Annotated in this window: 19 protein-coding genes; 10 read left to right on the forward strand and 9 right to left on the reverse strand. The window is 63.1% G+C overall.

Annotated elements, in window-relative coordinates; all coding sequences use genetic code 11:
* Positions 1–7: 7 nt before the first annotated feature.
* The 6 genes from HNE_RS06225 to HNE_RS06250 form a co-directional block, all read right to left on the reverse strand.
* A complete protein-coding gene (locus HNE_RS06225; RefSeq protein WP_011646272.1) occupies positions 8–1,270 on the reverse strand; it encodes an MFS transporter in 1,263 nt (420 codons plus the stop codon).
* Entirely contained in the window at positions 1,267–1,779 is a 513-nt protein-coding gene (locus HNE_RS06230) for a flavin reductase family protein (protein ID WP_035590530.1), read from the reverse strand. Before HNE_RS06230 ends, HNE_RS06225 begins: the two co-directional genes overlap by 4 nt.
* A gap of 16 nt (positions 1,780–1,795) precedes the next feature.
* Positions 1,796–3,169, reverse strand: a complete 1,374-nt coding sequence (locus HNE_RS06235) for a peptidase M20 (RefSeq protein WP_035590526.1) — start codon at positions 3,167–3,169, stop codon at positions 1,796–1,798.
* Between the two features lie 18 nt (positions 3,170–3,187).
* Positions 3,188–3,838 (reverse strand): cysteine hydrolase family protein, encoded by a 651-nt coding sequence (locus HNE_RS06240; RefSeq protein WP_011646275.1) that lies wholly within the window; start codon positions 3,836–3,838, stop codon positions 3,188–3,190.
* A 118-nt stretch (positions 3,839–3,956) separates the two neighbouring features.
* Positions 3,957–6,350: a TonB-dependent siderophore receptor gene (locus HNE_RS06245; protein WP_011646276.1), complete on the reverse strand. Its 2,394-nt coding sequence runs from the start codon at positions 6,348–6,350 to the stop codon at positions 3,957–3,959.
* 367 nt (positions 6,351–6,717) lie between these two features.
* Complete coding sequence (locus tag HNE_RS06250) at positions 6,718–7,395, reverse strand: GntR family transcriptional regulator (protein WP_035590654.1); 678 nt, start codon at positions 7,393–7,395, stop codon at positions 6,718–6,720.
* Between the two features lie 299 nt (positions 7,396–7,694).
* Between HNE_RS06250 and HNE_RS06255 the strand changes: the two genes are divergently transcribed.
* Positions 7,695–9,398, forward strand: a complete 1,704-nt coding sequence (locus HNE_RS06255; RefSeq protein ID WP_011646278.1) for an alkaline phosphatase D family protein — start codon at positions 7,695–7,697, stop codon at positions 9,396–9,398.
* Between the two features lie 51 nt (positions 9,399–9,449).
* Here HNE_RS06255 and HNE_RS06260 read toward each other — a convergent pair whose 3' ends face one another.
* Together HNE_RS06260 and HNE_RS06265 are read right to left on the reverse strand one after the other, a co-directional pair.
* Positions 9,450–12,035 (reverse strand): TonB-dependent receptor, encoded by a 2,586-nt coding sequence (locus tag HNE_RS06260; protein WP_011646279.1) that lies wholly within the window; start codon positions 12,033–12,035, stop codon positions 9,450–9,452.
* Positions 12,036–12,208: 173 nt separating this feature from the next.
* Positions 12,209–12,826 (reverse strand): hypothetical protein, encoded by a 618-nt coding sequence (locus tag HNE_RS06265; protein WP_035590522.1) that lies wholly within the window; start codon positions 12,824–12,826, stop codon positions 12,209–12,211.
* A 185-nt stretch (positions 12,827–13,011) separates the two neighbouring features.
* Between HNE_RS06265 and HNE_RS06270 the strand changes: the two genes are divergently transcribed.
* The gene (locus HNE_RS06270) at positions 13,012–14,886 is read left to right on the forward strand and encodes a sensor histidine kinase (protein WP_160162609.1); all 1,875 of its coding nucleotides are present in this window, start codon (positions 13,012–13,014) and stop codon (positions 14,884–14,886) included.
* A 5-nt stretch (positions 14,887–14,891) separates the two neighbouring features.
* Here the strand turns inward: HNE_RS06270 and HNE_RS06275 are convergent, their stop codons facing one another.
* Positions 14,892–15,533, reverse strand: a complete 642-nt coding sequence (locus HNE_RS06275) for a LuxR C-terminal-related transcriptional regulator (RefSeq protein WP_011646282.1) — start codon at positions 15,531–15,533, stop codon at positions 14,892–14,894.
* A gap of 170 nt (positions 15,534–15,703) precedes the next feature.
* Here HNE_RS06275 and HNE_RS06280 point away from each other — a divergent pair, with 170 nt between their 5' ends.
* The 8 genes from HNE_RS06280 to HNE_RS06315 all read left to right on the forward strand — a co-directional run bounded on the left by HNE_RS06280 (position 15,704) and on the right by HNE_RS06315 (position 24,548).
* Positions 15,704–16,198 carry a hypothetical protein gene (locus HNE_RS06280; RefSeq protein WP_035590516.1) on the forward strand — a complete coding sequence of 165 codons (495 nt, stop codon included), beginning with the start codon at positions 15,704–15,706 and terminating at the stop codon, positions 16,196–16,198.
* 224 nt (positions 16,199–16,422) lie between these two features.
* Complete coding sequence (locus tag HNE_RS06285) at positions 16,423–16,842, forward strand: hypothetical protein (protein ID WP_035590515.1); 420 nt, start codon at positions 16,423–16,425, stop codon at positions 16,840–16,842.
* A 70-nt stretch (positions 16,843–16,912) separates the two neighbouring features.
* The gene (locus HNE_RS06290) at positions 16,913–18,274 is read left to right on the forward strand and encodes a hypothetical protein (protein WP_011646286.1); all 1,362 of its coding nucleotides are present in this window, start codon (positions 16,913–16,915) and stop codon (positions 18,272–18,274) included.
* Positions 18,275–18,399: 125 nt separating this feature from the next.
* A complete protein-coding gene (locus tag HNE_RS06295; protein ID WP_011646287.1) occupies positions 18,400–19,902 on the forward strand; it encodes a flavin-containing monooxygenase in 1,503 nt (500 codons plus the stop codon).
* A gap of 57 nt (positions 19,903–19,959) precedes the next feature.
* Positions 19,960–21,336 carry a magnesium transporter gene (mgtE, locus tag HNE_RS06300; protein ID WP_011646288.1) on the forward strand — a complete coding sequence of 459 codons (1,377 nt, stop codon included), beginning with the start codon at positions 19,960–19,962 and terminating at the stop codon, positions 21,334–21,336.
* A gap of 108 nt (positions 21,337–21,444) precedes the next feature.
* Positions 21,445–22,710, forward strand: coding sequence for a lysozyme (locus HNE_RS17865; protein WP_011646289.1), 1,266 nt, complete (start codon positions 21,445–21,447; stop codon positions 22,708–22,710).
* A gap of 39 nt (positions 22,711–22,749) precedes the next feature.
* Entirely contained in the window at positions 22,750–23,922 is a 1,173-nt protein-coding gene (locus HNE_RS06310; RefSeq protein WP_011646290.1) for an isovaleryl-CoA dehydrogenase, read from the forward strand.
* Positions 23,919–24,548, forward strand: a complete 630-nt coding sequence (locus HNE_RS06315) for a hypothetical protein (RefSeq protein ID WP_011646291.1) — start codon at positions 23,919–23,921, stop codon at positions 24,546–24,548. Before HNE_RS06310 ends, HNE_RS06315 begins: the two co-directional genes overlap by 4 nt.

The raw sequence follows: 24,548 nt of genomic DNA on the forward strand, positions 1-24,548 counted from the left end.
TCCTTGCTCAGGCAGCGTCCGGGCGGGCGCCCGGACTGCGGGTGAAGAGGTAGATCGCGCCGCCTGTGAGCACCGCCGCGATAAGGCCGGAGAGGGCCAGCGGCAGGCGGTATCCCATCAGGTCCAGCACGGCGCCGGTAGCCAGCGCGCCCAGCGCCGGCGCGCCGCGCATGAGCGCGCCCCAGAGGCTGAGCACCCGGCCGGTTACGGATTCCTCCGTATCCAGAACCATGACGAGCTGAGATGTGGCGGCGCTGATGCACATGAAAAAGCCCAGGATCGTTGCCGCCAGTGTGGCCGATAAAATGCCCGGTGTCGCGGAGAAGGCGACCAGGGAAAGGCAGGCGGCGAGCGACGACCAGAAAAACATCATGGCCGGGCGCGGGGGCGCGTTCAGCGTGACGATGACGGCGCCGATGACCGCGCCTGCACCGACGCCCATGATGAGATAGGTATAGTCCTGAACATTGCCGCCGAAGAGACGGTCGGCGAAGGCGGGCATCAGCTCGTAAACCGGGCGGACGAGGAAGGCGGTGGCGGCAAAAACCAGGAGGACCGGTGTGACAACCGGATGGCTGGAGGCGCCTTTCATGCCGATCCAGAGCTGGCGCAGGAAGGGTTCGCGGGTGGCCGGTGCCGGGGTGGCGTGTTTGAGGCGCAGGGTGAGCACGGTGGCGATCATGACCAGGGCGACGGCGGCATTGATCCAGAAGATCGAAGCGGGACCGGGCCAGATGACCAGCGGACCGGCGAGCGCCGGGCCGAGGAAGCGGGTGACGTTGACCGAGATCGCGGTCATCGACATGCCGGTGGGCAGGCAGTCGCGCGGGGTGGCGTCGCGCAGCAGCAGGGTGCGGGCCGATTCCTGGAGCGCCGCGGCAATGCCGCCCCCAGCTGTCAGCACCATCAGGAGGAGCGGCGTCGAGAGGCCGAGGAAAACGACTATGCCGGTGGCGACGGAGATGACAAAGGCCGCAATCTGGCAGATGAGGACCATCCGCTTACGGCTCATCCTGTCGGCGAGGACGCCGCCGAGCGGGCCGAAGAAGAGGCCGGGGAGGAGCTCTGCGCTGGCCAGCAGGCCGAGCCATGTGGTGGAGCCAGTAAGCTCCCACATGATCCAGCCGAGCGCGATGCGCTGCATCCACTGGCTGGCCATGACGGCGGTGGAGGCGAGGAAGAGATTGCGGTAGGCTGTATCCGCCATGACGCGGACGAGCGCGGCAGTGCCCGTGAGATGCGGCGCTCCGGCTTTCTCAGGCGGGGTCATGAACGCCCTTCAGGGACAATCTCGCGGGCCGGAAGACACCAGATATTGCCGCGATGATACGCCAGCGGCGTGGCGGCGTTGTCCGATCCGAGGCGAAGCACGCGGCCCACGACGATCTCATGGTCGCCGCCCTCATGAATGGCGTGGACGGAGCAATCAAACCAGGCGACAGACCCGGTGAGGACCGGCGCGCCGGTCGCTTCGCTCGTGTAAGGCACGTCGCGGAACCGGTCGTCAGCGCTCTTGGAGGAGAAGCGGCGGACGACTTCCATATGCGTCTCGGAGAGGATGTTGACGGCGAAGAAACCCGACGAGCGGATGGCTTCAAGCGAGCGGCTGGACCGGTCGAGGCAGACGAGCAGCAGCGGCGGGTCCTGCGACAGCGCTGAGAAAGCATTGACGGCGGTGCCGGCGATCTTGCCGCCCGAGAGCGTGGTAACGACTGTGACGCCGGTGAGGAAACCGCCCATGGCTTCGCGCCAGAGAGCTGTGTCGATGGGAGGTGTCATATTCTGAATCCTTCCGTCAGCTGAAGGGATTGTCGCCGTATACGGGCTTTGCGCGCGCGGTTTCGGCTGCATTGTCCACCTTGCCGCAAAGGGCGAGGGCGGTGAGGGCGTAGATGAGCGCGCTCTTGGCCAGATCATCCGGCGTTGGGCGCCAGCGCTTGAAGCCGGTGGTGATGGCGGGCACGCGGTTCATGTTGAACACGTTATGGTCGCGCCACATGCTGGAATAGACAGGCGCGGCACGCTCGACCGGCTTGCCGAGCGAGAGGCGTGTGGCGGCATCAACGGCGCTGACCAGCGGGGCGACCTTGCCGGCGTCTGCCTCAAAGCCATGGCGGACGACGACGGGTTCGACATCGAACTCGCCGATGTTTGCCTCGCGCAGGTATTTCTCAAGGCTGCGATGGACGGCGCCGATTTCCTGATTGGGGGCGAGGCCGACTTCCAGATAGAGCGCGCAGACTTCCGTGCCCGCGCCAAAGGCATGGGGCACGCCGCCGCGCACGGCGGAGAGCTGGGCTTTTGGAAAGGCGGAGCCGCCTTCGGATTCGTAGCGGCTTTCGGCCTCGAATTTCAGGCTCCAGTCGAGGATCGGCTGGATGGCGGCGCCCATACGGTAGATGGGGTTGGGATGTTGAGCCGCGTTCTTTGGGGAGGTGAGGAGGGGCGTGAAGATTGCTTCGCCATAAAGACGTATACGGAAGACCGTATAACCACAGCCTACCCAGGTGAGCCCATAGTCGCAGCCTTCAGCGGCGATCGCATAGTCTGGCGAGACGCCGCCATGATTGAAGACGTAATGCGTGCCGATTTCCTTGCCCATGAAATCGATGCCGCGGGCTTCCTCGATGGGTTCCGGGCCAATTTCGCCGGGCGAGGCGGTGAGATAGAGGCGGCCCGCGAGGTCGAAGCCGCATTGCTTCAGGGCCTTTGCCGCAAAGAGAAAGCAGGTCATCGGGCCGCGATCATTAGCGATGGGGAAGCCATGGAAGGCGCCGTCTTCCAGCCAGCATTCATTCCACTCGCGCACTTCGAGTGTTTCCGGGCGGAATTTGTAGGCGTCTTCGTCCGGGTTCCAGGTGGGGCTCTCGGTGTCGAGATGGGCGGTGTAGAGGAGGCTTTTGCCATCGCCCTTGCCGCCATAGGTGGCGATGATGTTGGGACGCTCGGGCGTGGCGCCGACCTTGCGGGGGCGGAAGCCTTCTTTCGCCAGCCATTGATAGACATATTCCGCAGCCTGAGCTTCTCCGCGTGCGGGGCTGGGGATATTGCCAAGCTCGAGGGCAACCCGCGTCATCTCCTCCTTGTCGATAGCGGCGGCGAGGGCGGCGGCATCTTCTTCCGTGACGATATAGTTCGCCTCGGGCAAATTCGTGAACACGTTACTCATGGGGACACTTTCTTGTTTTTATTCAGTCCAGGCACTGAGGATCTCACCGGTAGAGATGAGCGTGGCGCAGTTGAGCTCCAGGGATTGCAGCGCGCTTTCGTGGATGCCGGGATCGTAGGCCGCGCAGGCGTCGGTTGGCACGTACACGAAATAATCGAGGTGGAAGGCATCGCGCACGGTGCAATCGACACAGCATTCCGTGGTGAGGCCGCAGACGATCAGCGTGTCGATGCCGCGCGCGCGCAGGGCCGCGTCCAGGCTGGTGCCGAAGAAGCCGCTATAGCGCAGTTTCCAGATGACGGTTTCATCGCCCTGGGGCGTAGGGCCATAGAAAGCCGAGCCCACTTCGCCTGCGCGGCAGAGCGCGCCACCACTGTCGACACCGTTCTTGCGGCGGCGCCATTCGCCCCAGACGGGCGAGTCCGTTGCGGCGGTGGTGGCGAGGCCGACGAAGATGACGGGCGTTCCGGCGGCGCGGGCGGCATCGACCAGACGTTCAGCAGCAGAGACCGCCGGCGCCGCGATGCCCATGTCCACGCCGGCCTTGCCCAGCACGCCATCGGGTGAGGCAAAATCGACCTGAATATCGACAACGATGACCGCCGTGCGGTCTGGCGCGATCCAGCCAGAAAGGGTGTCAGGAAAAGCGGGTTTCAGGCTCACAGGCATTCCTCATTGTTATCACTCCCCATAGTGTCTCCTCTGCCAAGGACCGGTCCTGCAAGCCCAGCGGGAGGGCGTTGGGTAGGCAGCAGAACCGGTCCCCGGCGGGAGCTTATATCCGTTCTCAGAACTTCTTCTTGAAGGTGACGCGGTATTCCGTGCCACGGCCCGGCAGGACCGCCATATCGGAATATGTGTCGGTTACCGGCTGGAAGTAGAGCTCATCAAACAGGTTGTCGACGTTGAAGGCGATTTCATAGTCGTTGAAGGTGTAGAAGGCCGACAGATTGACGGTTTCATAGGCGGGCAGGATCACCGGATTGGCGAGTTTGCCGGCGGTTTCCGAGACACTGGTGATGCCACCGGTGACCCCGAACTGGCCCCATTCATAGGGGTCGGAAACATAGGAGCCGAAGACGCTGGCCACGGTTTGTGGCACGAGGCGGAATTCATAGTCGCCAGGCTGGCCCACGGGCGAGGTGGCGAGGTTGTAGACCGCATAGGCCGCGCCATAACCGTCGATCGGATCGAGGCCGGTTGCCCAGACGGGGATGTAGCCGAAGCTGGCATCGGGGCCTTTGACGGTCGTTTCCTGGGTGTTTCCGGCGAAGGTGAAGGAGAGGTTGTCGGTGGCAAGCCAGCGGGCTTCCAGTTCGATGCCCTTCGCTTCGGTGGCAACGACGTTGTCGAACATCGACAGGCGGGTGCGAGATTGTTCGTAGCCGGACAGGCTGCCGACCAGCGTACCGCTGAGCAGTTCAAACTTTACGCCTGCCTCGGTCAGCTCTGAGTCGGAGATCCATTGATCGCCGCTGATCAGGCCGGGCGTGATGTCGCCGGCCTGGCCGATTTCGAGCGCGGCTGTTTCAGCATAGGTCACATAAGGAAAGAGGCCGAAGGGCGTATTCAGGCTGAAGCTGGCGCTGTAGCTGAATTCTTCCTGGGCGGCGTCAAACTCGATATTGGCCGGGCAATAGCAGAGCGCGCCGGTATCGATGGAGGTCGCGTCATACCAGTCGTAACGGCCGCCGAGCAGCAGGCTGGCATATTCACCGATGCTGATGTCGGAGAGGGCGAAGAGGCCCTTGTTGGTCCAGCTTGAGTCGACCGTCATGTCCCAGCCGACGCCCTCGATACCTGGCTCTACCGAGAACGGATCATCGATGATGTCGTTAGGGGTGGCGCCGAAGATGATGTCGCGGCGGTCCAGCGAGATGTAGCCGGAGTTATAGGTCTCTTTCTTGATCGCGTCCTGACGGCGATAGCCGAAGCCGACCTTGTTTGTGGACCGGATGAAGGAGTCTTCAGTGCCTGCGTCAAAGTCATAGCTGAGGCGGCCTTCGCCGGCCCAGGCGTCGTAATCAGCCGGGAAGCCGTAGCTGACGAAGCGCTGGTTTTCCATGTCGTCATAGAAAAGCTCGACATTCAGCGTGTCATCGCCAATCTGTTGCTCGGCTTTGAAATAGAGGGTGTTGGTGGTCGATTTGGAAAAGTCTGCATCCGAGATGAAGATCGTGCGGGCGTCGAGTTTTGCCGTGCCGACGCCTTCGGTCAGCTGGAAGCGCGGATCGACAGGGGGCGGGAAGCCGAAATAGCCGACGACGAAACTGCCGCCTGCTTCGCCGGGGGTGATGCGGCCATTTCCATCCGTATCCACCACAGCAGTGTTGCGGCCGGTGATGTAGTTCTGGTTGTCGATCAGGTCCTGGGTGACGCGGTTCCAGCCGGGGGACTGGACATAGCCATCGGAGTCGAAATACTGGCCGCTCATCGTGAGGGTGAGCGTGTCGGTGAGATCATACTCGCCAGACAGCTGGATCATCAGGTGTTCCGGGGAGACGCCGCGATAGAACGAGTCCGAGTTTTCGTACTCGACATATCCGTAGACACCGCCGCGGTCGCCGACGGGAACGCCGACCTGGCCGTTCGCATTGAACTTGCCATAAGAGCCGACGGTGACTTCGGCCTGACCGGCCATTTCATCGCTGCCATTGGCGCGGCCTGTTTTCGGGATCACGTTGATAAGACCGCCCACCTTGCCGGGGCCGAAGGCCGGTGTCGGGGGACCACGGACGATGTCAACCTGGGATGCCGCACCGAGGAGTGTGGGGTAGGTGCCGCGGTTTTCAACACGTTTAAAGCCGTTGAAGTAGCTCTCGGCCAGCGTGCCGCGTGCGTTGACGGCGCCTTTAACGCCGTAATAGCTGCCGGTGAATGTGCCGGGCGCGATGGCGATCAGGTCATCGACTTCCTCAATGCCGTAGCGCTCAAGGGTCAGGTCGCTGACCAGAGTGGCGGATCGCGGCGTTTCGAGCAGGGATTTGCCCATGCCGAACACGCTTTCGCTCGACGACTTCTCCAGAAGGCCGACGCGGTCGCTCACCACGACCACGGTGTCGAGCACGGCGGTATCGTCCGCCACCTCTTCCGTGGCCGGAGCAGATCCCTCTTGTGCCCAGGCACTGTTGGCAAGGGCAATGGCTGTCAAAACGCTTGTCAGGTAATACAGTGCTCGCATGTCTTGGACCCCTCATAGGCTGCGGCGTGTTGCGTATGAGGTCAGTTCAGGGAGGCATCGCCCGAAAAACAGCGCGTTCTGATATTTGAACTAACATTTCAGTTAACATGTTCAAATAATCGGCAGGACTGACGTTCTGTCGCCTATCAATCGTGCGCTGCAGCATTCTGAAGGCAGGAGTTCCATGTCAGAAGGAAGCACGCGGTCCTCCGGAAAAGGCCGCCGGTAAAGGGTTTCGCGATACCTTGTGAAACAACGATGATCTGCGCACGGCCGAAAGAACTTCACTGGAGTGGACGGCTATCAAATAAAAAAATGCCTCAAAGCTGAGCGTTTGAGGCATTCCGGCGCCTGAATTGTGGAGGGATCAGTCGGCGTTCTTGTCGCCCATCACGACCAGCATGGCCTTCATCGCGGCCGGGCCGTCGCCCTTGGCGATGGCCTTGGCGGCGATGCGATGGTTGGAGATGTCCTCCAGGCGGTCTTCGTCGGGCCGCGTGGTCATGGAGTAATACCAGTAGCGCGCCGCTTTGTTATGGAGGTTGATGACGATGCGCGCGAGGCTGAGATTGTGGCTGGCGATGGCGACGGCCCGGTGGAATTTCTGGTCCATGGCGATGATGGCGCGAAAGTCGCGGCGCTTGGCGGCTGCCTCGGCGCCATCGAAGGCGGTCATGATCTCGTCGATCTCGGCGCGGGTTGCATGTTGGGCGGCAAGGAAGGCCGCCTGAGGCTCCAGCAGGCAACGCACTTCATAGGATTGCTGCACTTCCTGCACATCAATGGAGGCAACGATGGTGCCCGAGCGCGGGCGGCGCAGGACCATGCCTTCGAGCGAGAGGCGGGCCAGCGCGTCGCGCACCCCTGCAACGCCGAGATTATACTGCTTGGCGAGGCCAAGCTCATCGAGGCGGGCGCTTGGCGGCAGGATGCCGAGGATGATGTCGAGCAGGATCTGCTCATAGGCTTTGGATTTCTGGAGGTCGGGCGCCCAGTCTTCGGTGTGGCGGACGTCGCTGAATCCCTGCTGGTGAAACGGTACCATGTCTTCCCTGGGCTTTATCTTGCCTTGTACGCCCATGTTGTTTGCTCCCTGGTGCCTGCGCATTTTTTATGTTGGCAGGCTTTGTTATCGTATTGGTTGTGGCAAGCCCATCCGCAAATTGACTGATTGCGGGCAGGGATTTTCCCGTTTGTGTGCACGTCTGATACGCAGACGGGGCGTCTGATGGCAACTTGGCGCACACGGACCAAAAGTCAAACATATCAGCTAACATCTCAGCATTGCGTCCGTCTCGGGGCGCTTGCACGGTGGCGCGACTGGTCACCTGCTGGAGCGCCCTGATGACATGCGAGAACTCGAAAAGCCTAATGGATACAGGGATCAGCCGGCGGGAGGCGCTGCTGGGTCTGGGCGGGGGCGGGTTTACGCTGCTGGGCGGGTGCGTGAGCACGGAGCGGGCGGCGACGGTGGATGCCGCGTTCAGCTGGGGCGTAGCGAGTGGCGATCCGGCGCCGACATCGGTAGTGATCTGGACGCGGGCCTACAACCCTGAAGTTACGGCAGTTCCTGTCGCGTTCGAGGTGGCGGAGGACGCAGATTTCAGGCGGATCGTGCGCCGGGGCACCGGCCTGGCGAGCGCGGCGCGGGATTATATTCTGAAGGCCGATATCGAATCGCTGGAGCCCGGCAAACGCTACCATTACCGGTTCAAAGCGGGTCAGACCGTGTCACCACCGGGACAAACCAGGACACTTCAGGACACATCGGGACAGTCTGTGCGCCTGGCGGTCGCCTCCTGCGCCAATTTCGGGTCGGGCTATTACAACGCATACCGGGCGATTGCGGAGACGCCCGGCCTCGACGCGGTGATCCATCTTGGCGACTACATCTATGAGTATGGGCCCGACGGGTATGACGGGGAGACGGCCAGGCGGCTGGGGCGGATTGCCGAGCCGGACCATGACGCGGTGACGCTGGCCGACTACCGGGCGCGCTTTGCCAGCTACCGGCGTGACCCCGACCTGCAAGCGGCCCATGCGGCGGCGCCGTTCATTGCGATCTGGGACGATCATGAGACGGCCAACAACAGCTGGATGGGCGGGGCGGGCAATCACAAGGCTGACACGCAGGGCAGCTGGGAGGCGCGGCGGGACGCGGCGTTGCAGGCGTATTTCGAGTGGATGCCGATGCGCGATCCCAAACCCGGCGCGGCAGCGAAGACACTGACGCGGACCTATGAGTTTGGAGGCATCGCCTCGCTGATCCTGATCGAGTCGCGGCTGACGGGGCGCGGGGAGGCGCTGAGCCTGAATGGGGTCAGCGACCCGGACGCGTTCATGGCCGGGCCGCTGGCTGATCCGGCGCGGACGATGCTGGGCGCGCCGCAGGAGGCGTGGCTGGCCGGAGAGCTGAAGCGCTCGGCCGGCGCGGGCACGGCCTGGCAGGTGTTGGGAAACCAGACGGTGATGGCGCCGATGCACACGCCAGATTATACGGCGATCCTGCCCGGCGACATGCTGGCGGCGATTGAGGCGAAGGGCGGGTATTCGGCGCGCTGGATCGAGCGTTCGAAGCTGGGCCTGCCGGTGAACCTCGATTCCTGGGACGGGTATCCGGCGGCGCGCGAGCGGCTGCTGACCTCGGCGCTGGAGGCGGAGGCCAACCTTGTTGTGCTGTCCGGCGACAGTCACATGTTCTGGGCGAGCGATCTTTACAGGGGCAGCGACGGGGCGTTTGCGGGCATCGAGTTTGCGACAGGCAGTGTCACGTCACCGGGCGGATATGAGAACCTCAGCAGCGATCCGCGGATCTTCGAGATCGCCGCGCAGGCCATCCCGGAGAAGAATGCGGGCGTGCGGTTTGCCAATGTGAAGGACAAGGGATTTCTGCTGCTGACGCTGACGCGGGAAATGGCGGAGGCGGAGTATGTGCGTGTGAGCACGATCCTCGACCGGGCGTTTGAAACGACCACCTTTTTGACTGCGCAGTGCCGGCGCAATGACGGTGGCCGGACAGGGCAGATGGAATTGTCTGTAAGCAGATAAAAAAAGGGCCGCAACCCGGTGTGGGTTGCGGCCTTCCCAGGAAGTATGCGCCTAGAAGCGATACGAGAGCGATGCCCCGTAGGTGCGTGGTTTGCCTGCATAGCGCAGGACGACGTTTGCGTTCGATGTAACCTGCGTGATGTAATACTCATCCGTCAGGTTCTGGCCCCAGAGGGAGAGTTCCCAGCTGTCGTTCAGCGTGTAGAGGCTGATCGAGCCATTGAGGGTGCCGTAGGAGTCGATGTCGTAGAAGGGATCGTTCGGATCACCTGCTGTCGAATCGCTCTGCCAGCGGCCGCTCAGCGTGCTGCGCATGCCATAGGTCTCGTTCAGAGGCCGGTCATAGAGCAGGGCCAGGCTTGCGCTGGTTTCCGGGCTGTAGAGGAACGGATCGCCGGCGCGGCTGGTCGGAAGGCCGAAGCTGTCGGAGGTGTCGAATTCCTTGATCTCCGTTTGCAGCAGCGTGAGGCCGCCCATCGCGGTGAGGTTTTCGTTGATCAGCCAGGTGACTTCGGTCTCGAAACCATAGGCTTCCGACTTCGGAACGTTCTGGAGGCGCGAAAGAGCGCGGTAGATCGGGTCCGGGAAGAAGGAAGCAACCTGCTTGTCTTCATAGTCATAGAAGAAGACCGAGGCGTTGGTCTGGAGGCGCTGGTTGAACAGCTGAGCCTTCACACCGGCTTCATAGGCGAGCAGGCTTTCCTGCGTTGCCGGGGCGTTCTGCTCGGACTTCGATGCGGCGTTCACCGGGGTCGAGGCCGACTTGTAGCCCTGCGTTACCGACGCGAAGAGGAGCATGTTGTCGGACGGTGTCCAGTTACCGGCGATCCGCCAGCTGACATTGTCTTCTTTCGTGTCGGATTCGACCGGACCGAAGGTGTTGGTGGTCAGATCATAGGTGTTGCAGCCGTTTTCCAGAAGGGCAGGCGGCGGCGCGGAGAGGCCGTAGATGCCGGTGAAGAAAACGCGGTTGAACACGTTGACGTTCGGCTGCATCGAGCCGTTCACATCTGCCGAGCAACCCACATATTGCTGCTCGTCTTCCGTGTAACGCACGCCGGTGGTCAGCGAGAACTCCGGGGTCAGTTCCCAGTCCACATTCGCGAAGATGCTCTGGGTGGTCGTTTCAAAATCACCGCTGTCGCGATAGGTCTGGAACGAGTTGAGCAGCTCTGCGGCTGTATAGGGTTGTCCGGTTTCCGGGTCGCGGTTGACGAGTGCGACGAGGCCGGCAGTTTCGGGCGGAAAGCCCAGTGCAGTTGGATCAACCGTCAACAAATAAGCCGCCGTCGAAATGAAGTTCGAGTTGGCATTGTCCCGCAGCATGGTGCGGTTGGTGTCGGTCGTCTCATCCTTGCCGTAATAGGCGCCGACGAGCCAGTTTGCCCGGTCGGTCTGACCTTCGAGGCGAAGTTCCTGGCTGAACGAGGTGATTTCGCCATCAATGTCCTGGTTCAGGATCTGATAGGGCGCGCCCGAGAAGTCGAGGATCGCTTCACGCTCGAGCTTGTTATAGCCGGTAAGCGAAACGAGGGTCAGGTCGTTGTCGAAGGTGTAGTTGATGCCGGCCCGGAAGGCGTGGAAGCTGGCGTCTTCCTTGTTGTCGTCTGTCATGCCCGGAACGCCGCCAATGGTGGCCGCACGGATATTGTAAGGCACCCAGTCCGCATCTTCGGCGCTGGTGGGCTGGTTGTTCTGGATATAGTCGACGAGGCCCGGTGCATTGAAGCCGGAGGTCGTGGACGGGCCGTTCGTGCCCGGAACGATGAAGGTCGGGTCGGTGCTCGGCGTGAGGCCGATGCCCTGTCCGGCGATCGTATCGGATTTGTTGATCCAGCCATTATAGCTGAGGTTCACGTCCAGCTTGTCAGACGGCTGAAGGGCCACTGCGGCGCGGAAGCCGAGCTTCTCGACCGTGCCGCGATCTTCGTCCGGACGGCTGATCGAACGCTGCCAGCCTTCATCGCTGTTTTCGCTGCGGACAGCGAAGCGGGCCTGAATGGTGTCGGAGACCGGCAGGTTGACCATGCCTTCGAGGTTCCAGGTGTCGTAATTGCCGACTTCGGCTTTTGCGCTGGCCTGGAATTCGTCGACCGGCTTGTTGGTGACGACGTTGATCAGGCCGGCGGTGGTGTTGCGGCCGAACAGCGTGCCCTGCGGACCTTTGAGAACCTCGACGCGCGAAACGTCAAAGACCGGGCCGGAGTTCATGAACGGATAGGGGTAGGCGACCTCGTCGACATAGGTACCGACGGTGGAGGTGGCCGAGAGGTTGATCGTGTTGAAGCCGATGCCGCGCAGCGTGTAGGTGGGCACGCCCTGATAGGACTGCGACACGTTAAAGCCGGGGACGACCGAGCTGAGGTCTTCGACCGAGTTGATCTGGAGCTGGCTCAGCGTGTCTTCGCCGAACGCCTGGATCGCCATCGGAACATCCTGGGCGGACTCTTCGCGGCGGTTGGCGGTGACGGTGATCGAGCCGAGTTTCAGGTCGGACTCAGAAGACGGGCTCTCGGTTGCGGCAGGCGCGGCTTCCGGGGCCGTTGTTTCCTGCGCGAGCGCGGGCGCGGCCAGGGTGATGGCCAGCGCCGAGGCACCGCCGAATACAATACGACTAAAGGGTTTTTGACGTTTCATGGATTCCTCCGCAACGTCTGCTCTGGGAGGTCGGCAGACTTATTAGTGTCACGGTGTCAGCATGCGGGGGCGTCGCACAAGCTATCGAAAATGATAGTGTTGCAGGGAACTCACACTCGCCTGATGGGTGTGAGGCGCCTGATATTGGATTTTCAACAACTATTTCGGGCAGATCAGGGCGTGGTGACATCAACCGCGCCGACGGCGTCGAGGCAGATGTGTACGGCCTCCAGGCTGTCCAGCAGGGTGTTGGCGTGTCCGATCATGGCGTCGGTGAGCGGCTGGCCCCCGGCCGGGAGGTTATCCAGCGGCAGGGGCGTGACGCGGCGGCCACCCGCAAGGAACAGGATGGGGCCGCCGGCATTGCTGACCCCGTTGAGCCGGGAGAGGGTGACGCGGAAGCTTTCGAGGGTCTGATGGGCCGATGCGGCTGTGTCGCGGATGCCGGTGCCATGGGAAAAGAGTGTCTTGAGGTCGGCAGCGGCCTGGCTGTCGCCGGCGCGCTGGGCGCGGGTTGATTCGGTGAGGGCGCGGGCGGCGAACGTCCCGGCGCTGGCCCGGAGCTGGGCGGTGAGGCCGGAGCAGAGGCTGGCGTCATTATAGAGTGCCTGGAATTTGCCGGGGGGCTGGCCCTGTATCTGGCCCGTTGGCGGCTCGGTCGCAAAGAGTTCGCCGGGCGGCGTGAGGACAGGCGGCGTGCCGCCGGTCTGGCCGGTAGCGGGCAGGGCCAGGGCCAGAGCCAGGGTAAGTGCGGCGAGGGCGCCGGCAATCAGGTGCTTCGGACTGGTCATGGGCGCGCCTCCGGGTTGCCGGCAGTATGATGGCGGATGGGCGGGACACGCAAGGCGGCTGTGCCCCCCTGTTCGGGGGGTGGACCGGGGCGGGCGCATGGGGTGCTGGCAGGGGCGCGCAGCAGTTTACATCCGGCGCGGGGCAGCATCAGATAGTGAGCGTCGGTATGGGGAAGAGGGCGGGCATGAAGCTGCAGGATATGAATACGCCGCTGGTGCGCTTTGCGGTGCCGGCATTGATTGTCGTGGCGGTGACGGCCGGGATGGCGGTCTGGGGGCTGCAGCCGGCGTCAGGATGGACGGGTGAGGTGAGCGCGTGGCGGTCGCCCTTCGCGGTGCATCCGGGGCTGTGGGTGTCGCTGCTGGTCGGGTTTGGGGCGTGCCTGGTGTCGACCTGGGTGTGGGCGCTGAAGCCGGCGGACCCTGCGGCGATCCTGTTTGCGGTGAGCGGGCTGACGACGCTGATGTTCTCGGTGTCCTCAACCGTGTGGCTGTTTGCGATGGTGTTGCCCGACAGCGCCTACATGACGGCGGCGATCATCAACTGCATCGGCGCGTCGGGCTTTGGCATCGTGATGATGTGCCTGTTCCTGATCTATCCGGTGAAGCTGCCCTATTGGCGCTGGCTGATGGCGGCGACGGTGCTGGGGTTTGGGGCGGTGACGTATTGGGTGATGTTTGGTCCGTCGCCGGATTTCATGCTGGTGCATCCGATTACCTTCTGGGAGATGGTGGGCATCTTCGTGCTGGTGGGCTGGCAGATCTTTGCGACGCGAGGTGATCCGGCGCAGCGGTCGATTGCGTTGTGGCTGGGCGCGGCGGTGGTGCTGGGGGCGGGCGGGTTTATCTCGACGGTGGCGTTTCCGCATACGTTCGGGTTTCTGCCGCTGCTGAACGAGAACATCGCGTTCGGATTTTTCCTGCTGATCTATGCGGCGCTGACCGTTGGGCTGATGCGCTTCCGCGTGTTCGGGCTGGGCGGCTGGGCGTTCCAGCTGATGTTCCACTTCCTGGCGGCGTTGGGCGTTCTGGCGCTGGATCTGGCGCTGATCGGGATGCTCTCATTTGAGCCGGGGGCGGCGTTCTCGGTGGCGCTGTTGCTGGCGGCGGCGGTGTATCTGCCGGTGCGCAGCCTGGCGTGGCGCAAGCTGTCGGGGCAGGCGCGGCCCGATGAGGCGGAGCTGTTCCGGTCGGTGATCGACATTGCTCTGCGCCCCAGCGGAGAGCAGCGGGCGGAGCGCTGGCGCAAGCTGATGCGGGATGTGTTCGGGCCGCTGGAGATCAAGGCCGTTGAGGCAGGCGGGGCAAAGGTGCGCGTGGAGGATGAGGGCACGTTGATGCTGTTGCCGGCGGCGGCAGATTCCCCGCCGCTGAGCCTGCGCTATCGCAATGGCGGGCGGGCGCTCTATTCGCCCAAGGATGTCGCGCTGGCGACGCAGATCGTGAAGCTGATGCGGTATGCGGAGGAAAACCGCAACGCCTATGACCGGGGCGTGTCAGAAGAACGCGCGCGGATTGCGCGGGACATTCACGACAATATCGGGGCGCAGCTGCTGCGCGCGCTGCACTCGCGCGAGAGCGGCCGGAAGGACGCGATGATCCGCGAGACGCTGACCGACATCCGCGATGTGATCAACAATGCGCAAGGCGCCGAGGCGCCGATGGAGGATGTGCTGGCGGACCTGCGGGCCGAGACGGCAGACCGGCTGGAGCCGCATGGCGTCATGCTGAGCTGGAATTTGCATGCGGCACCCGGCGCGTTGCTGTCCCGGCAGAAGGTGCATGCGCTGCGGGCGCTGATCCGGGAAGCGGTGAGCAACACGATCAAGCATGCAGAGGCGCGCTCGGTTGAGGTGACCATTCGTCTGGATGCGGACTGGCTCTCGCTGAAGGTGACCGATGATGGCAAGGGCATGCCGGCGCAGACGGCTTCGCTGGGCAATGGCCTGGGAAATATGAAGCTGCGCGTGGAGAGCTTCGGCGGCGATATTTCGCTGGAGGGCGGGGAGGGCACGTGCCTCGCCGCGCGTATTCCGGTGTTCGAGATGGCGGCGGAGTAGGCCGGTCAGGTCCGGTCGGTGGTCAGGCCCATCCGGGTGGCGTGCCAGGAGGCTTCGGCGCGGGAGGAAATGCCGAGTTTGCGGTAGATACCCTTGATGTAGCTGGCGACGGTGTTTTCGCTGAGGTCCAGCGCGCGGGCGACTTCGCCATTGCGCATGCCCCGGCCGATGAGGGCAAGTACGTCACGCTCGCGGGCCGTGAGATCATCATCGGGCGCGGCCGGGCCGGTGAGGCGGAAATGATCCATGATGCGCCGGGCGATGGACGGAGAGAGAGCGGGCACACCGTCCGCAATCTGACGGAGCTGGCGGATGAGGGTATCCTGGGGTTGATCCTTCAGGAGGTAGCCATTGGCGCCGGCTGACAGCGCGCCGACGATCCAGGCATCATCGCCCATCACGGTTGTGATGACGCAGATCGTATCGGGGTTTTCCTGTTTCACCTTGCGCAGCACATCGAGGCCCGAGCCGTCCGGCAGGCCAAGGTCGAGCATCGCCAGGTCGAACTTTGCGCCTGTGGCTGCGGTAACGCCTCCGCGCACGCTGCCTTCCTCATGGATCAGGCAACCGGGAAATGCCTCGCGCGCGATCTCGCAAAGCCATGCGCGGGTTTCCGCAATGTCTTCCAGGATCAGGAGGCTCTTCACGGGTTCTTCACTTCCTAGCGGGGTACAAAGGCGCCTTCTGTTGAGGCGCGTTGGGGATAGAATGTCATACTACCTCCAATATGCCGTGTTGCCGACCCACCGGAACAGGGGGGAGGACTTCTGCCGCCGAACCGTGGCATTTCCGGCATAGGACACCGGGGTTAGCCGATATGACCGACGCAAGAGAAAACAGCCGTCTGGGACATCTGTTCCGGCCGAGCCCCTTCAGCCGCGACCGGGCCTACTGGCTGGATGGGCATGTGCTGCGCTGGCGCAGCGGCGTTGAGAGCGGATGGCTGAGCCTGAGCGAGGTGACGCTTGTGCAGGTGACGCTGCCGCCGGCCGGGCATGGTACGGCGCGCTGCACTCTGCGGACGGCAGAATGCTGCGTGCATCGCTTTTCGGATGATTACTGGTTTGGCTGGAACCGCGTGGAGCGGCACCGCTGGGGCACGCGCGAGCACCGGCGCGCGACGTTTCTGGGCTTGGTGGCAGCGCTGGCACGGCGGGTGCGCAAGGCCAATCCGGCAGCAGCGCTGACGTACGGGCCGGACAAGGGCCGCCCGTTTGAGCCCGAAGAACTGGATCAGACCCAGGGATTTCCGGCCCGGCGGGAACCTGTTCCCCCCGAACGGGGGGAAGACGGAAACCCTGGCGCAGCCTAGACCTGCGCCGGGTTCACAGGTCCGGGGGGACGCACGTGGCCCAGGTTTACGCGATCTCAGATGACACTGACTTCTGCGGGGCTGACGGGGCGCCTTTGGCATTCCTGGCCCCGCAGATTTTTCACTCATGCAAGCAGGGACAAGGGCGCGTCAGTTCAGCGCGTGAAGGCTTTCGGGCGTGGCTGGGGTTTGACGTGCCCGCCGGGCTCTGAGAGACAGGCGCCATGCAGGGCATGGGCTTTCTCTCGGGCGGATTGCGGGCATTGGCGGCGGCGCTGCTGGTGCTGGCGGTGGCTGTGCGGGTGGTGGTACCGGCGGGCTATATGGTGGGCGAGGATACGTCCGGGCAGATGCAGATTGAGCTGTGCACAGAGCACGGCGTTGTGAGCCGGACGATTGATCTGGCGACCGGGGAGTATGTCGAGCCGGGCGGGGATGTCCCCGCTGAAGGCGACCAGAAAGCTGCGGACGGATGCGTTTTTGCAGCCGGAGTGCAGATTGCCGTGCCCCTGAACGACGCGCCGGATCTGGCGCAGTTGCGGGTGATCGGCGAGGCGGGGCTGCACCATCCTGTGGCGTTCGAGATTGCGCGCCGGCTGGCCGCGCCGCTGCTTTATCCGACGGGGCCGCCCGCTTCTCTCTGAGACGTTCAGCGTTGCGGCGTGCCCCTTGGGCGCGGCCCGGATTCTGCCCTTCTTTCTCAGAGACAAGACCTTGAAAAACGACATCAAAATCAAGCGGCCCGCGAGCGCGCGCCAGTTGCACCGTCAGATCGGGTGGGTGGCCGCCTTTGTGGCTATGGCCTGGGCAATCACCGGTTTTCTACATCCTGTGATGAGCTGGACCGCGCCGCGCCCGGCCGTTCAGGCGCCGCCAAATCCGGGACAAATCGGGACACTTCCGGGCCATTCGCTGGCCACTATGCTGACAAAAGCAGGACAAACCGGGACACATCAGGTCAGGCTCGTGACATTTGGGAACCGCTCCTACTGGTTTTCCAGTTTTCCCGGCGAGCCCCGAAAAGGCGTGGTCGACGCTCTGACCGGCGTGGCGGCGCCCGAGGTAGAAAATGACCACGCCATCGCCCTGGCCCGGCATTATGCGGCGCTGCCTGAGGCGGATATCCGGTCTGTGGAAATCGTCGACCGGTTCTCGACCGAGTATCCGGAAATCAACCGGCTGTTGCCGGTGTGGCGGGTGGCGTTCGACACGCCGGAAGGGCTGGCAGTCTACGTGGATACCGGGGCTGACCGGCTGGCGGCGGTGACCGATGGGCGGCGGCGGGCGCTGCTGTTTGTGTTTCAGAATGTGCATACGCTGAAATTCCTGAGCTTTGCCGAGCCGCTGCGCGTGGCGGTTCTGGCGGGGCTGATCCTCAGCGTGATTGCGACGAGCCTGATCGGGGCAACACTGCTGTTGAAGGCGAAGGGGCGGGGCTTGCGCAAGGCGCACACGCTGGCGGCGTGGGTAGCGCTGCCCTTCATTCTGACGTTCACGCTGTCGGGGATGCTTCACCTGCTGGTGACGATGGGGCCGGGGAAAGTGCTGCCACCGCCGGGGGTGTTCAATGTGGCGGATCTGGATACGCCGAGGCCTGGCCCCGGATCGCTCTATGGGATGACGGCGACGGCGGGGCCGGATGGCAAACCCGTCTGGCGGATCGAGACGGCGGGCGGCATTGCGTATCAAGGGCAGGCGGCGGGTTATTCCGATGCCGACCGGGCACGGGCGATTGCTGGGGCAGCAGCCGATGCGGAGGTGTCTCTCGTGACCCGGTTTGGCCGCGAATACAGCTTTGCCAACAAGCGCCTGCCGGTGCTGAAAGTGGCGGGCGCGAACGGGCCGGTTTTCGTGGATGTGCGCGAGGGGCTGATTGCGGCGGCGCCGGAGAAGACCGCGCTGCAGGCCGCCGAAGGGTGGAGCTTTGATGTTCTGCACAAATGGGAACTGCTGCGGCCCATCGGGACGCGGAACCGGGACTATCTGCTTATGACTACGGTTGCGGTGATCTTCCTGACGGCGGCGCTGGGACTGGCGATCCAGCTGTGGCGGCGGCGGAAGCAGCCGGGCGGCTGATTTCGCTTGCTTGCCTCAAGGTCAGCTAGGGCCGATTACGTATTCACCTGCCTTCCTCCCAGGGCAAAATTTGCAAGCAAGTTTGAGGGCTCCGCGACACGTGGACGGAGCCGATGGAGGAATGCATGGCGGATACCGCAGCGGTCAAAGAACGCAAACCCAAGGCAAAGATCGAGCATTTCGATGTGCTGATCGCCGGGGCGGGGATTTCCGGGGTTGGCGCGGCCTATCATATCAAGACGCAGACGCCGAAGAAGAAGTTCCTGGTGCTGGAAGCTTATGAGAGCTTTGGTGGCACCTGGTACATGCACCGCTATCCAGGCATCCGGTCTGACTCTGATCTTTACACGTTCGGTTACCGGTTCAAGCCATGGGTCGGCCCGCCGATTGCGAGCCGGGAAGAGATCCTGAAATATATGGGCGAAGTGATCGACGAAGCCGGTCTCGCCGAGCATATCCGCTATCGCCACAAGATCCGCTCGGCGAGCTGGTCGAGCGCGAAGAAGAAGTGGACCGTGAAGGCGGAAAACCTTGAGACCGGGGATGTGCTGACGTTCACGGCAAACTTCCTCTGGATGTGTCAGGGCTATTACAATCATGCGCAGGGCTATACGCCCGAATGGGCCGGAATGGCTGATTTCAAAGGGCAGATCGTTCATCCGCAGACCTGGCCGGAAGACCTGGACCTGACAGGAAAGAAGGTGATCTGCATCGGCTCTGGCGCGACGGCGGCGACGGTTGTGCCGGCGATTGCGGGCAAGTGTGAGCATGTGACGCTGCTGCAACGCTCGCCGACCTATTTCATCCCGGCACGGAATGAAAACGTTCTGGCCGATGAGCTGCGGATGCTGGGCGTGGATGATGCGTGGATTCACGAGATCGTGCGACGCAAGTATAATCACGATCAGGCGGAGTTCACCCGGCGGTCTTTCGAGGAGTCTGACACTGTGCGCCAGGAGCTTCTGGACGGGGTGAAAGCGTGCCTGCCGGAAGATTTCGACATGAGCCATTTCACGCCGAGCTATCGGCCATGGCGCCAGCGGATTGCGTTTGTTCCGGATGCGGACCTGTTTGAAGGCATTAAGGCCGGACAGGCGAGCGTGGTGACCGATCATATCGACCGGTTCACTGAGAAAGGCATCCTGCTGAAATCCGGCAACGAGCTGGAAGCCGATGTGATCATCACGGCGACGGGGTTTGATCTTTCCGTGCTGGGCGACATTCCTTTCGAGGTGGATGGTGAGCCGGTCGACTGGTCGAAGACCATCACCTATCGCGGAATGATGTTTACCGGCGTGCCGAACCTTGCCTGGGTGTTTGGCTATTTCCGGGCGAGCTGGACCCTGCGGGTGGACATGATGGGCGACCTGATCTGCCGTCTTCTCAAGCATATGGACGAGAAGAAGGTGAAGCAGGTGGAAGTGGCCCTGCGTCCGCAGGACCATAATATGGAAATCCTGCCCTGGATCGATGAGGCCAACTTCAATCCCGGCTATCTCGCCCGATCAATGCACCTGATGCCCAAGCGCGGCACCACGCGCGACTGGCAGCACACGCAGGACTATTGGCGCGAGAAAGACGAGTTCCCGCTGATCGACCTGGACGGAGAAGAATTCCGCTACAGCTGAGACGGCCCGCGCGCCTGCTCTTGCCGGGGATCGACAACCCCGGCATGAGTGGCGCCAATGACTGATACGAGCGCCCCTTCCCAGACAGAGTCTGACGGTCTCGACCCCGTCCTGCTCCAGGACCTCCTCGACGCTGTCGATGAGCGCGATACGCGCTGGCTGTCGCGCACGCTGAAGCGGATGCACCCGGCGGACGCGGCCGACGCGCTCGAAACGCTGCCCTATGATCTGTTTGAAGATGCGGTCGAGATACTCGGCGACGAGCTGCCGTCCGACATCCTGATCGAGCTGCGCGATGCCTATCGCGAAGGCGCGGTCGAGATGCTGACCGATGAGGCGGTGGCGCAGGCGCTCGACGAGCTGGATTCGGACGACGCGACGACCATTCTGGAAGACCTTGAGGACGACCGCCGCGAGCGCATCCTGGAGGATCTGGCCCCCGTTGACCGGGCGGAGCTGGAGCGCAGCCTCGCCTATGAAGAGGATTCCGCCGGCCGTCTGATGCAGACCGAATTCGTGGCGGTGCCCGAATTCTGGACGGTCGGCGAGACGATCGACCATGCGCGCGGGCGCGGCGAGGAACTGCCCGAGACGTTTTACGAGATCTATGTGGTGGACCCGGCGCATCGCCTGCTGGGGATTGTGCAGCTCTCCGCGCTGATGCGTCAGCCGCGGGAGACCGCGCTGGAAGACATCATGGAAGACGCCATGACGACGCTGACGCCGGACCTGGATCAGGAAGAAGTGGCGTTCCGCTTCCAGAAATACTCGCTGGCGTCTGCGCCGGTGACCGACCATGCCGGGCGGCTGGTGGGGATGATTACGGTCGACGATATGGTCGACGTTATCCAGGAAGAGCATTCTGAAGACCTGCTGGCGCTGTCCAACGTGTCGTCGGCGGACGCCTCCGATACGGTGTTCGAGACGGTGAAAGCGCGGGTGCCGTGGCTGGGCGTGAACCTGCTGACGGCGTTTATCGCCTCGGGGATCATCGCAATGTTTGAAGGCGCCATCGAGCAGATCGTGGCGCTGGCCATTCTGATGCCGGTTGTGGCGGCGCTGGGCGGAAACGCCGGCAGCCAGGGCCTGGCCGTGGCGGTGCGCGCGATTGCGACGCGGGAGCTGGACGGGACGGCGGCGCGGCGCGCGGTGTTGCGTGAGGCGCTGGCGGGGCTGATCAACGGGCTGATCATTGGCGTTGGTGTGGGCGTGGCCGCTCTGATCTGGTTCCAGGATGTGAAGCTGTCGCTGGTGATTTCAGCGGCGATGCTGGGCACGTTTATCTGGGCGGGGCTGTCGGGCATTCTGGTGCCATTGACGCTGAAACGCCTGGGCGCGGACCCGGCGGTGGCGTCGTCGGTTTTTGTGCTGACGCTGACCGATGTGATGGCTTTCTTCAGCTTCCTGGGCCTTGCGAGCCTGGTCCTCCTATAAATTGGCCATAATATCGCCAATTCTCACCTTTCAGGGGAAAGGGCGCGCCTTTTGCAGGGCGTCCCTGTAGGCATTTTGCCTGTTGTACCAGAATGGGAGCAACGGACTTTGGGTGGTCCGCTTCGCACATCTGCAAAGGGACTCGAGCTGATCAAAGGCTTCGAGGGCTTCCGGCCGCGCGCAAGCCGGCTGCCGGATGGGCGATGGATTGTGGGCTATGGCCACACGCGCACGGCGCGGCCTGGCTTGCAGGTGACCCCTCAGGACGCTGAACTGGTGCTGGCGCATTCCGATCTGCCGCTGATCGAGCAGCTGATCCAGGATGAAGTGCTCGCCCCGCTGACCCAGAACGAATTTGATGCGCTGGTGTCCTTTGCCTGGAATATCGGGCCGGGCGCGTTCCAGTCTTCCAGCGTGCTGGCAAACCTCAATGAGGGCGACAGGCTCTCGGCCGCATCCGACATGTGGCTGTGGCGCAAGGGGCGTGTGAGCGGCGAGGTGAAGATCATCGACGCGCTGGTGCGCCGGCGGGCTGCGGAGATTTCGCTGTTCCTGACGCACCCTTCGGGCCCGGCGGCGGTGCCTGGCGCGCTGATCCGGCCGATCCCCGAAGATGGCGGGCAGCCTTTCCCGCCGGCCTCTGAACGCACTGTCATCATCGAAGCGCGTGGCGAGGGCGAGCCGCTGCTGCCGCGCGGACGCACGGCGGACACGACGCCCAAGGCTGCGGCCCGCGCCGTGAGCGAGCGGATTGCGCGCATTCTGGGCGAGAGCCCGCCGCCACCACCCTCAACGCCGGGCAGGACGCTGGCACCGGGCGAGGAAGGCCCGAGTGTTGAAGAGATCACCCGCGCAATTGCCGATCTGGCCGGCCCGGCGGATGACGCGCCGCTGCCACCGGCAACCGGCGGAGTGCGGGGGGCGCCCGATGGGATTGAACGCCGCCGGCCCGCGCGGACTCAGCCGCCGTCTGCCACGGTTGCGCCGCCGCCGGTAGAACCTGCTGCAGCCGCGATCATTGCGGCGCCACCGGTGCCCGAAGCCCTGCTGCCCCCGGCAGAGGCGGTGATTGTGGACGATCTGGCGCCTGTGGAAATCGATGAAAATGGTGTTCAGCGCGCGCTGGAGGAGAACGGGCATGTGACCCGTCCTCCGGGCGCTGAAACGCTGGGGCGCTGGGTGCCGTATGCGCTGCTTTCCGGGTTGGGGCTGGTGAGCCTTGTTCTGGGCATTGGCGAGTTGATCGACATGGCCGCTGAACCGGCGCTGCATGAAGGCGAAGCGTGGCTGGGGCCGCTGCTGGCGCTGGGCGGCGGGTTCCTGTTTGTGGTGGCCACGTATTACCTTTACCGGGCGATGACGCAGGACGAGTGAGCCGGTGACAGGCAGGCAGGGCCTTGCTAGGAAAGGGCCATGCTGACGAACACATATCCCTCTCTGAACTTCGATCTCGGTGAAACTGCGGACATGATCCGCGAGACCGTGAAAAACTTTGCCCAGAACGAGATTGCGCCGCGCGCCGCCGAGATTGACCGGACGGACAAGTTTCCGCGCGACCTTCTGCCGAAGATGGGGGAGCTTGGCCTCCTCGGCATCACGGTGGAAGAGGAATGGGGCGGCACGGGCCTTGGATACCTTGAGCATGTCGTGGCGATGGAGGAAATCTCCCGCGCGTCGGCCTCGGTTGGCCTATCTTACGGGGCGCACTCAAACCTTTGCGTCAACCAGCTGCGCCGCTGGGGCAATGACCAGCAGAAAGCGCGCTACCTGCCCAAGCTGATCTCGGGCGAGCATCTGGGCAGCCTCGCGATGAGCGAGAGCGGTGCGGGCTCGGACGTGGTGTCCATGAAGCTGCGCGCTGACAAGAAGGGCGACCACTATGTGCTCAACGGCACCAAGATGTGGATCACCAATGCGCCGGATGCGGACACTCTGGTGGTCTATGCCAAGACCGACCCGAATGGCGGCTCTAAGGGCATCACGGCCTTCCTGATCGAGCGGGGCTTCAAGGGATTTTCGGTGGCGCAGAAGCTCGACAAGCTGGGCATGCGCGGATCGGAAACCGGCGAGCTGGTGTTTGAAGATTGCGAAGTGCCTGAAGAGAATGTGATGGGACCGGTGGGCGCCGGGGCGCGCATTCTGATGAGCGGGCTCGACTATGAGCGCGCGGTCCTCTCGGCCGGGCCGACGGGCATCATGCAGGCATGCCTGGATGTGGTGATCCCCTACATTCATGACCGCAAACAGTTTGGCCAGTCCATCGGCGAGTTCCAGCTGGTGCAGGGCAAGCTGGCGGACATGTATGTGCAGATGAATGCGGCGAAGGCCTATGTCTATGCGGTCGCCAAGGCGTGCGATCGGGGCGAGACGGCCCGCAAGGATGCGGCCGGCGCTATTCTGTATGCGGCAGAAACGGCGACGAAGCTGGCGCTGGACGCGATCCAGCTGCTCGGTGGCAACGGGTATATCAATGAATACCCTACAGGCCGCCTGCTGCGCGACGCCAAGCTCTATGAGATTGGCGCGGGCACGAGCGAGATCCGCCGCTGGCTGATCGGGCGGGAGCTGTTTTCGGAGACGGCTTGAAAATTCAATTATTCACTTTTCTGGCAGTCGTATCAGTCTCTTGCGCAGCGAGCCCGCAAACGACAACCTCCATATTGGCTGAAGATGATGGTTCTTGCGGCAGTGATCGTGCCGCGTTGATGTCAATGGACTATTGGGAATTCGATCAGTCACCGAATGGTATTCAATCGGTTCTGCGTAAGCCGGGATGTCGGACTGAAGGCGCAGACCTGATACGGGATTATCACGCGGCACTTCGAGAGGCAGGGCGCCCTGTTACGCATGATTTTCCGGAGAGCAAAATTACGTTCAGCGATGATGGCGAAGTTCCGCTCCTCTACTGGCACGAAGGGCAAGTCAGGGCGATGGAAGGCGATACTCCGACAGCGGTTGAACTCTTTCGCCTCTCACTGAAGCCACCAGAGGAAAACAACGCCGGCTGGAACGAGTATGTTCGCGCAAACATTGCTTTTCTGGAAGGTGATTTTGAACGGTTGCTGAATGAACGCGAAGCGCTGTCGGCAATGGCGAGGCCTGGTTATGGCGACATCAACTTGGGGGTCGTTAACGGACTGATTGCCTGTTTCGGGCGCACCTATCTGGACGCTTATACTACGGCTGAATGTGATCGGCGCCCAATGCAATAA

Source organism: Hyphomonas neptunium ATCC 15444 (genome assembly GCF_000013025.1).
GTDB lineage: Bacteria > Pseudomonadota > Alphaproteobacteria > Caulobacterales > Hyphomonadaceae > Hyphomonas > Hyphomonas neptunia.

What these genes read in the sequence shown, in the direction of transcription:
- HNE_RS06250 (WP_035590654.1), bottom strand. Translation starts at nt 7,395, where the DNA reads ATGGTACCGTTTCACCAGCAGGGATTCAGCGACGTCCGCCACACCGAA.
- HNE_RS06285 (WP_035590515.1), top strand. Translation starts at nt 16,423, where the DNA reads ATGCAGGGCATGGGCTTTCTCTCGGGCGGATTGCGGGCATTGGCGGCG.
- HNE_RS06255 (WP_011646278.1), top strand. Translation starts at nt 7,695, where the DNA reads ATGACATGCGAGAACTCGAAAAGCCTAATGGATACAGGGATCAGCCGG.
- HNE_RS06270 (WP_160162609.1), top strand. Translation starts at nt 13,012, where the DNA reads ATGAAGCTGCAGGATATGAATACGCCGCTGGTGCGCTTTGCGGTGCCG.
- mgtE (WP_011646288.1), top strand. Translation starts at nt 19,960, where the DNA reads ATGACTGATACGAGCGCCCCTTCCCAGACAGAGTCTGACGGTCTCGAC.
- HNE_RS06280 (WP_035590516.1), top strand. Translation starts at nt 15,704, where the DNA reads ATGACCGACGCAAGAGAAAACAGCCGTCTGGGACATCTGTTCCGGCCG.
- HNE_RS06230 (WP_035590530.1), bottom strand. Translation starts at nt 1,779, where the DNA reads ATGACACCTCCCATCGACACAGCTCTCTGGCGCGAAGCCATGGGCGGT.
- HNE_RS06265 (WP_035590522.1), bottom strand. Translation starts at nt 12,826, where the DNA reads ATGACCAGTCCGAAGCACCTGATTGCCGGCGCCCTCGCCGCACTTACC.
- HNE_RS06235 (WP_035590526.1), bottom strand. Translation starts at nt 3,169, where the DNA reads ATGAGTAACGTGTTCACGAATTTGCCCGAGGCGAACTATATCGTCACG.
- HNE_RS06245 (WP_011646276.1), bottom strand. Translation starts at nt 6,350, where the DNA reads ATGCGAGCACTGTATTACCTGACAAGCGTTTTGACAGCCATTGCCCTT.
- HNE_RS06240 (WP_011646275.1), bottom strand. Translation starts at nt 3,838, where the DNA reads ATGCCTGTGAGCCTGAAACCCGCTTTTCCTGACACCCTTTCTGGCTGG.
- HNE_RS06260 (WP_011646279.1), bottom strand. Translation starts at nt 12,035, where the DNA reads ATGAAACGTCAAAAACCCTTTAGTCGTATTGTATTCGGCGGTGCCTCG.
- HNE_RS06310 (WP_011646290.1), top strand. Translation starts at nt 22,750, where the DNA reads ATGCTGACGAACACATATCCCTCTCTGAACTTCGATCTCGGTGAAACT.
- HNE_RS06295 (WP_011646287.1), top strand. Translation starts at nt 18,400, where the DNA reads ATGGCGGATACCGCAGCGGTCAAAGAACGCAAACCCAAGGCAAAGATC.
- HNE_RS06225 (WP_011646272.1), bottom strand. Translation starts at nt 1,270, where the DNA reads ATGACCCCGCCTGAGAAAGCCGGAGCGCCGCATCTCACGGGCACTGCC.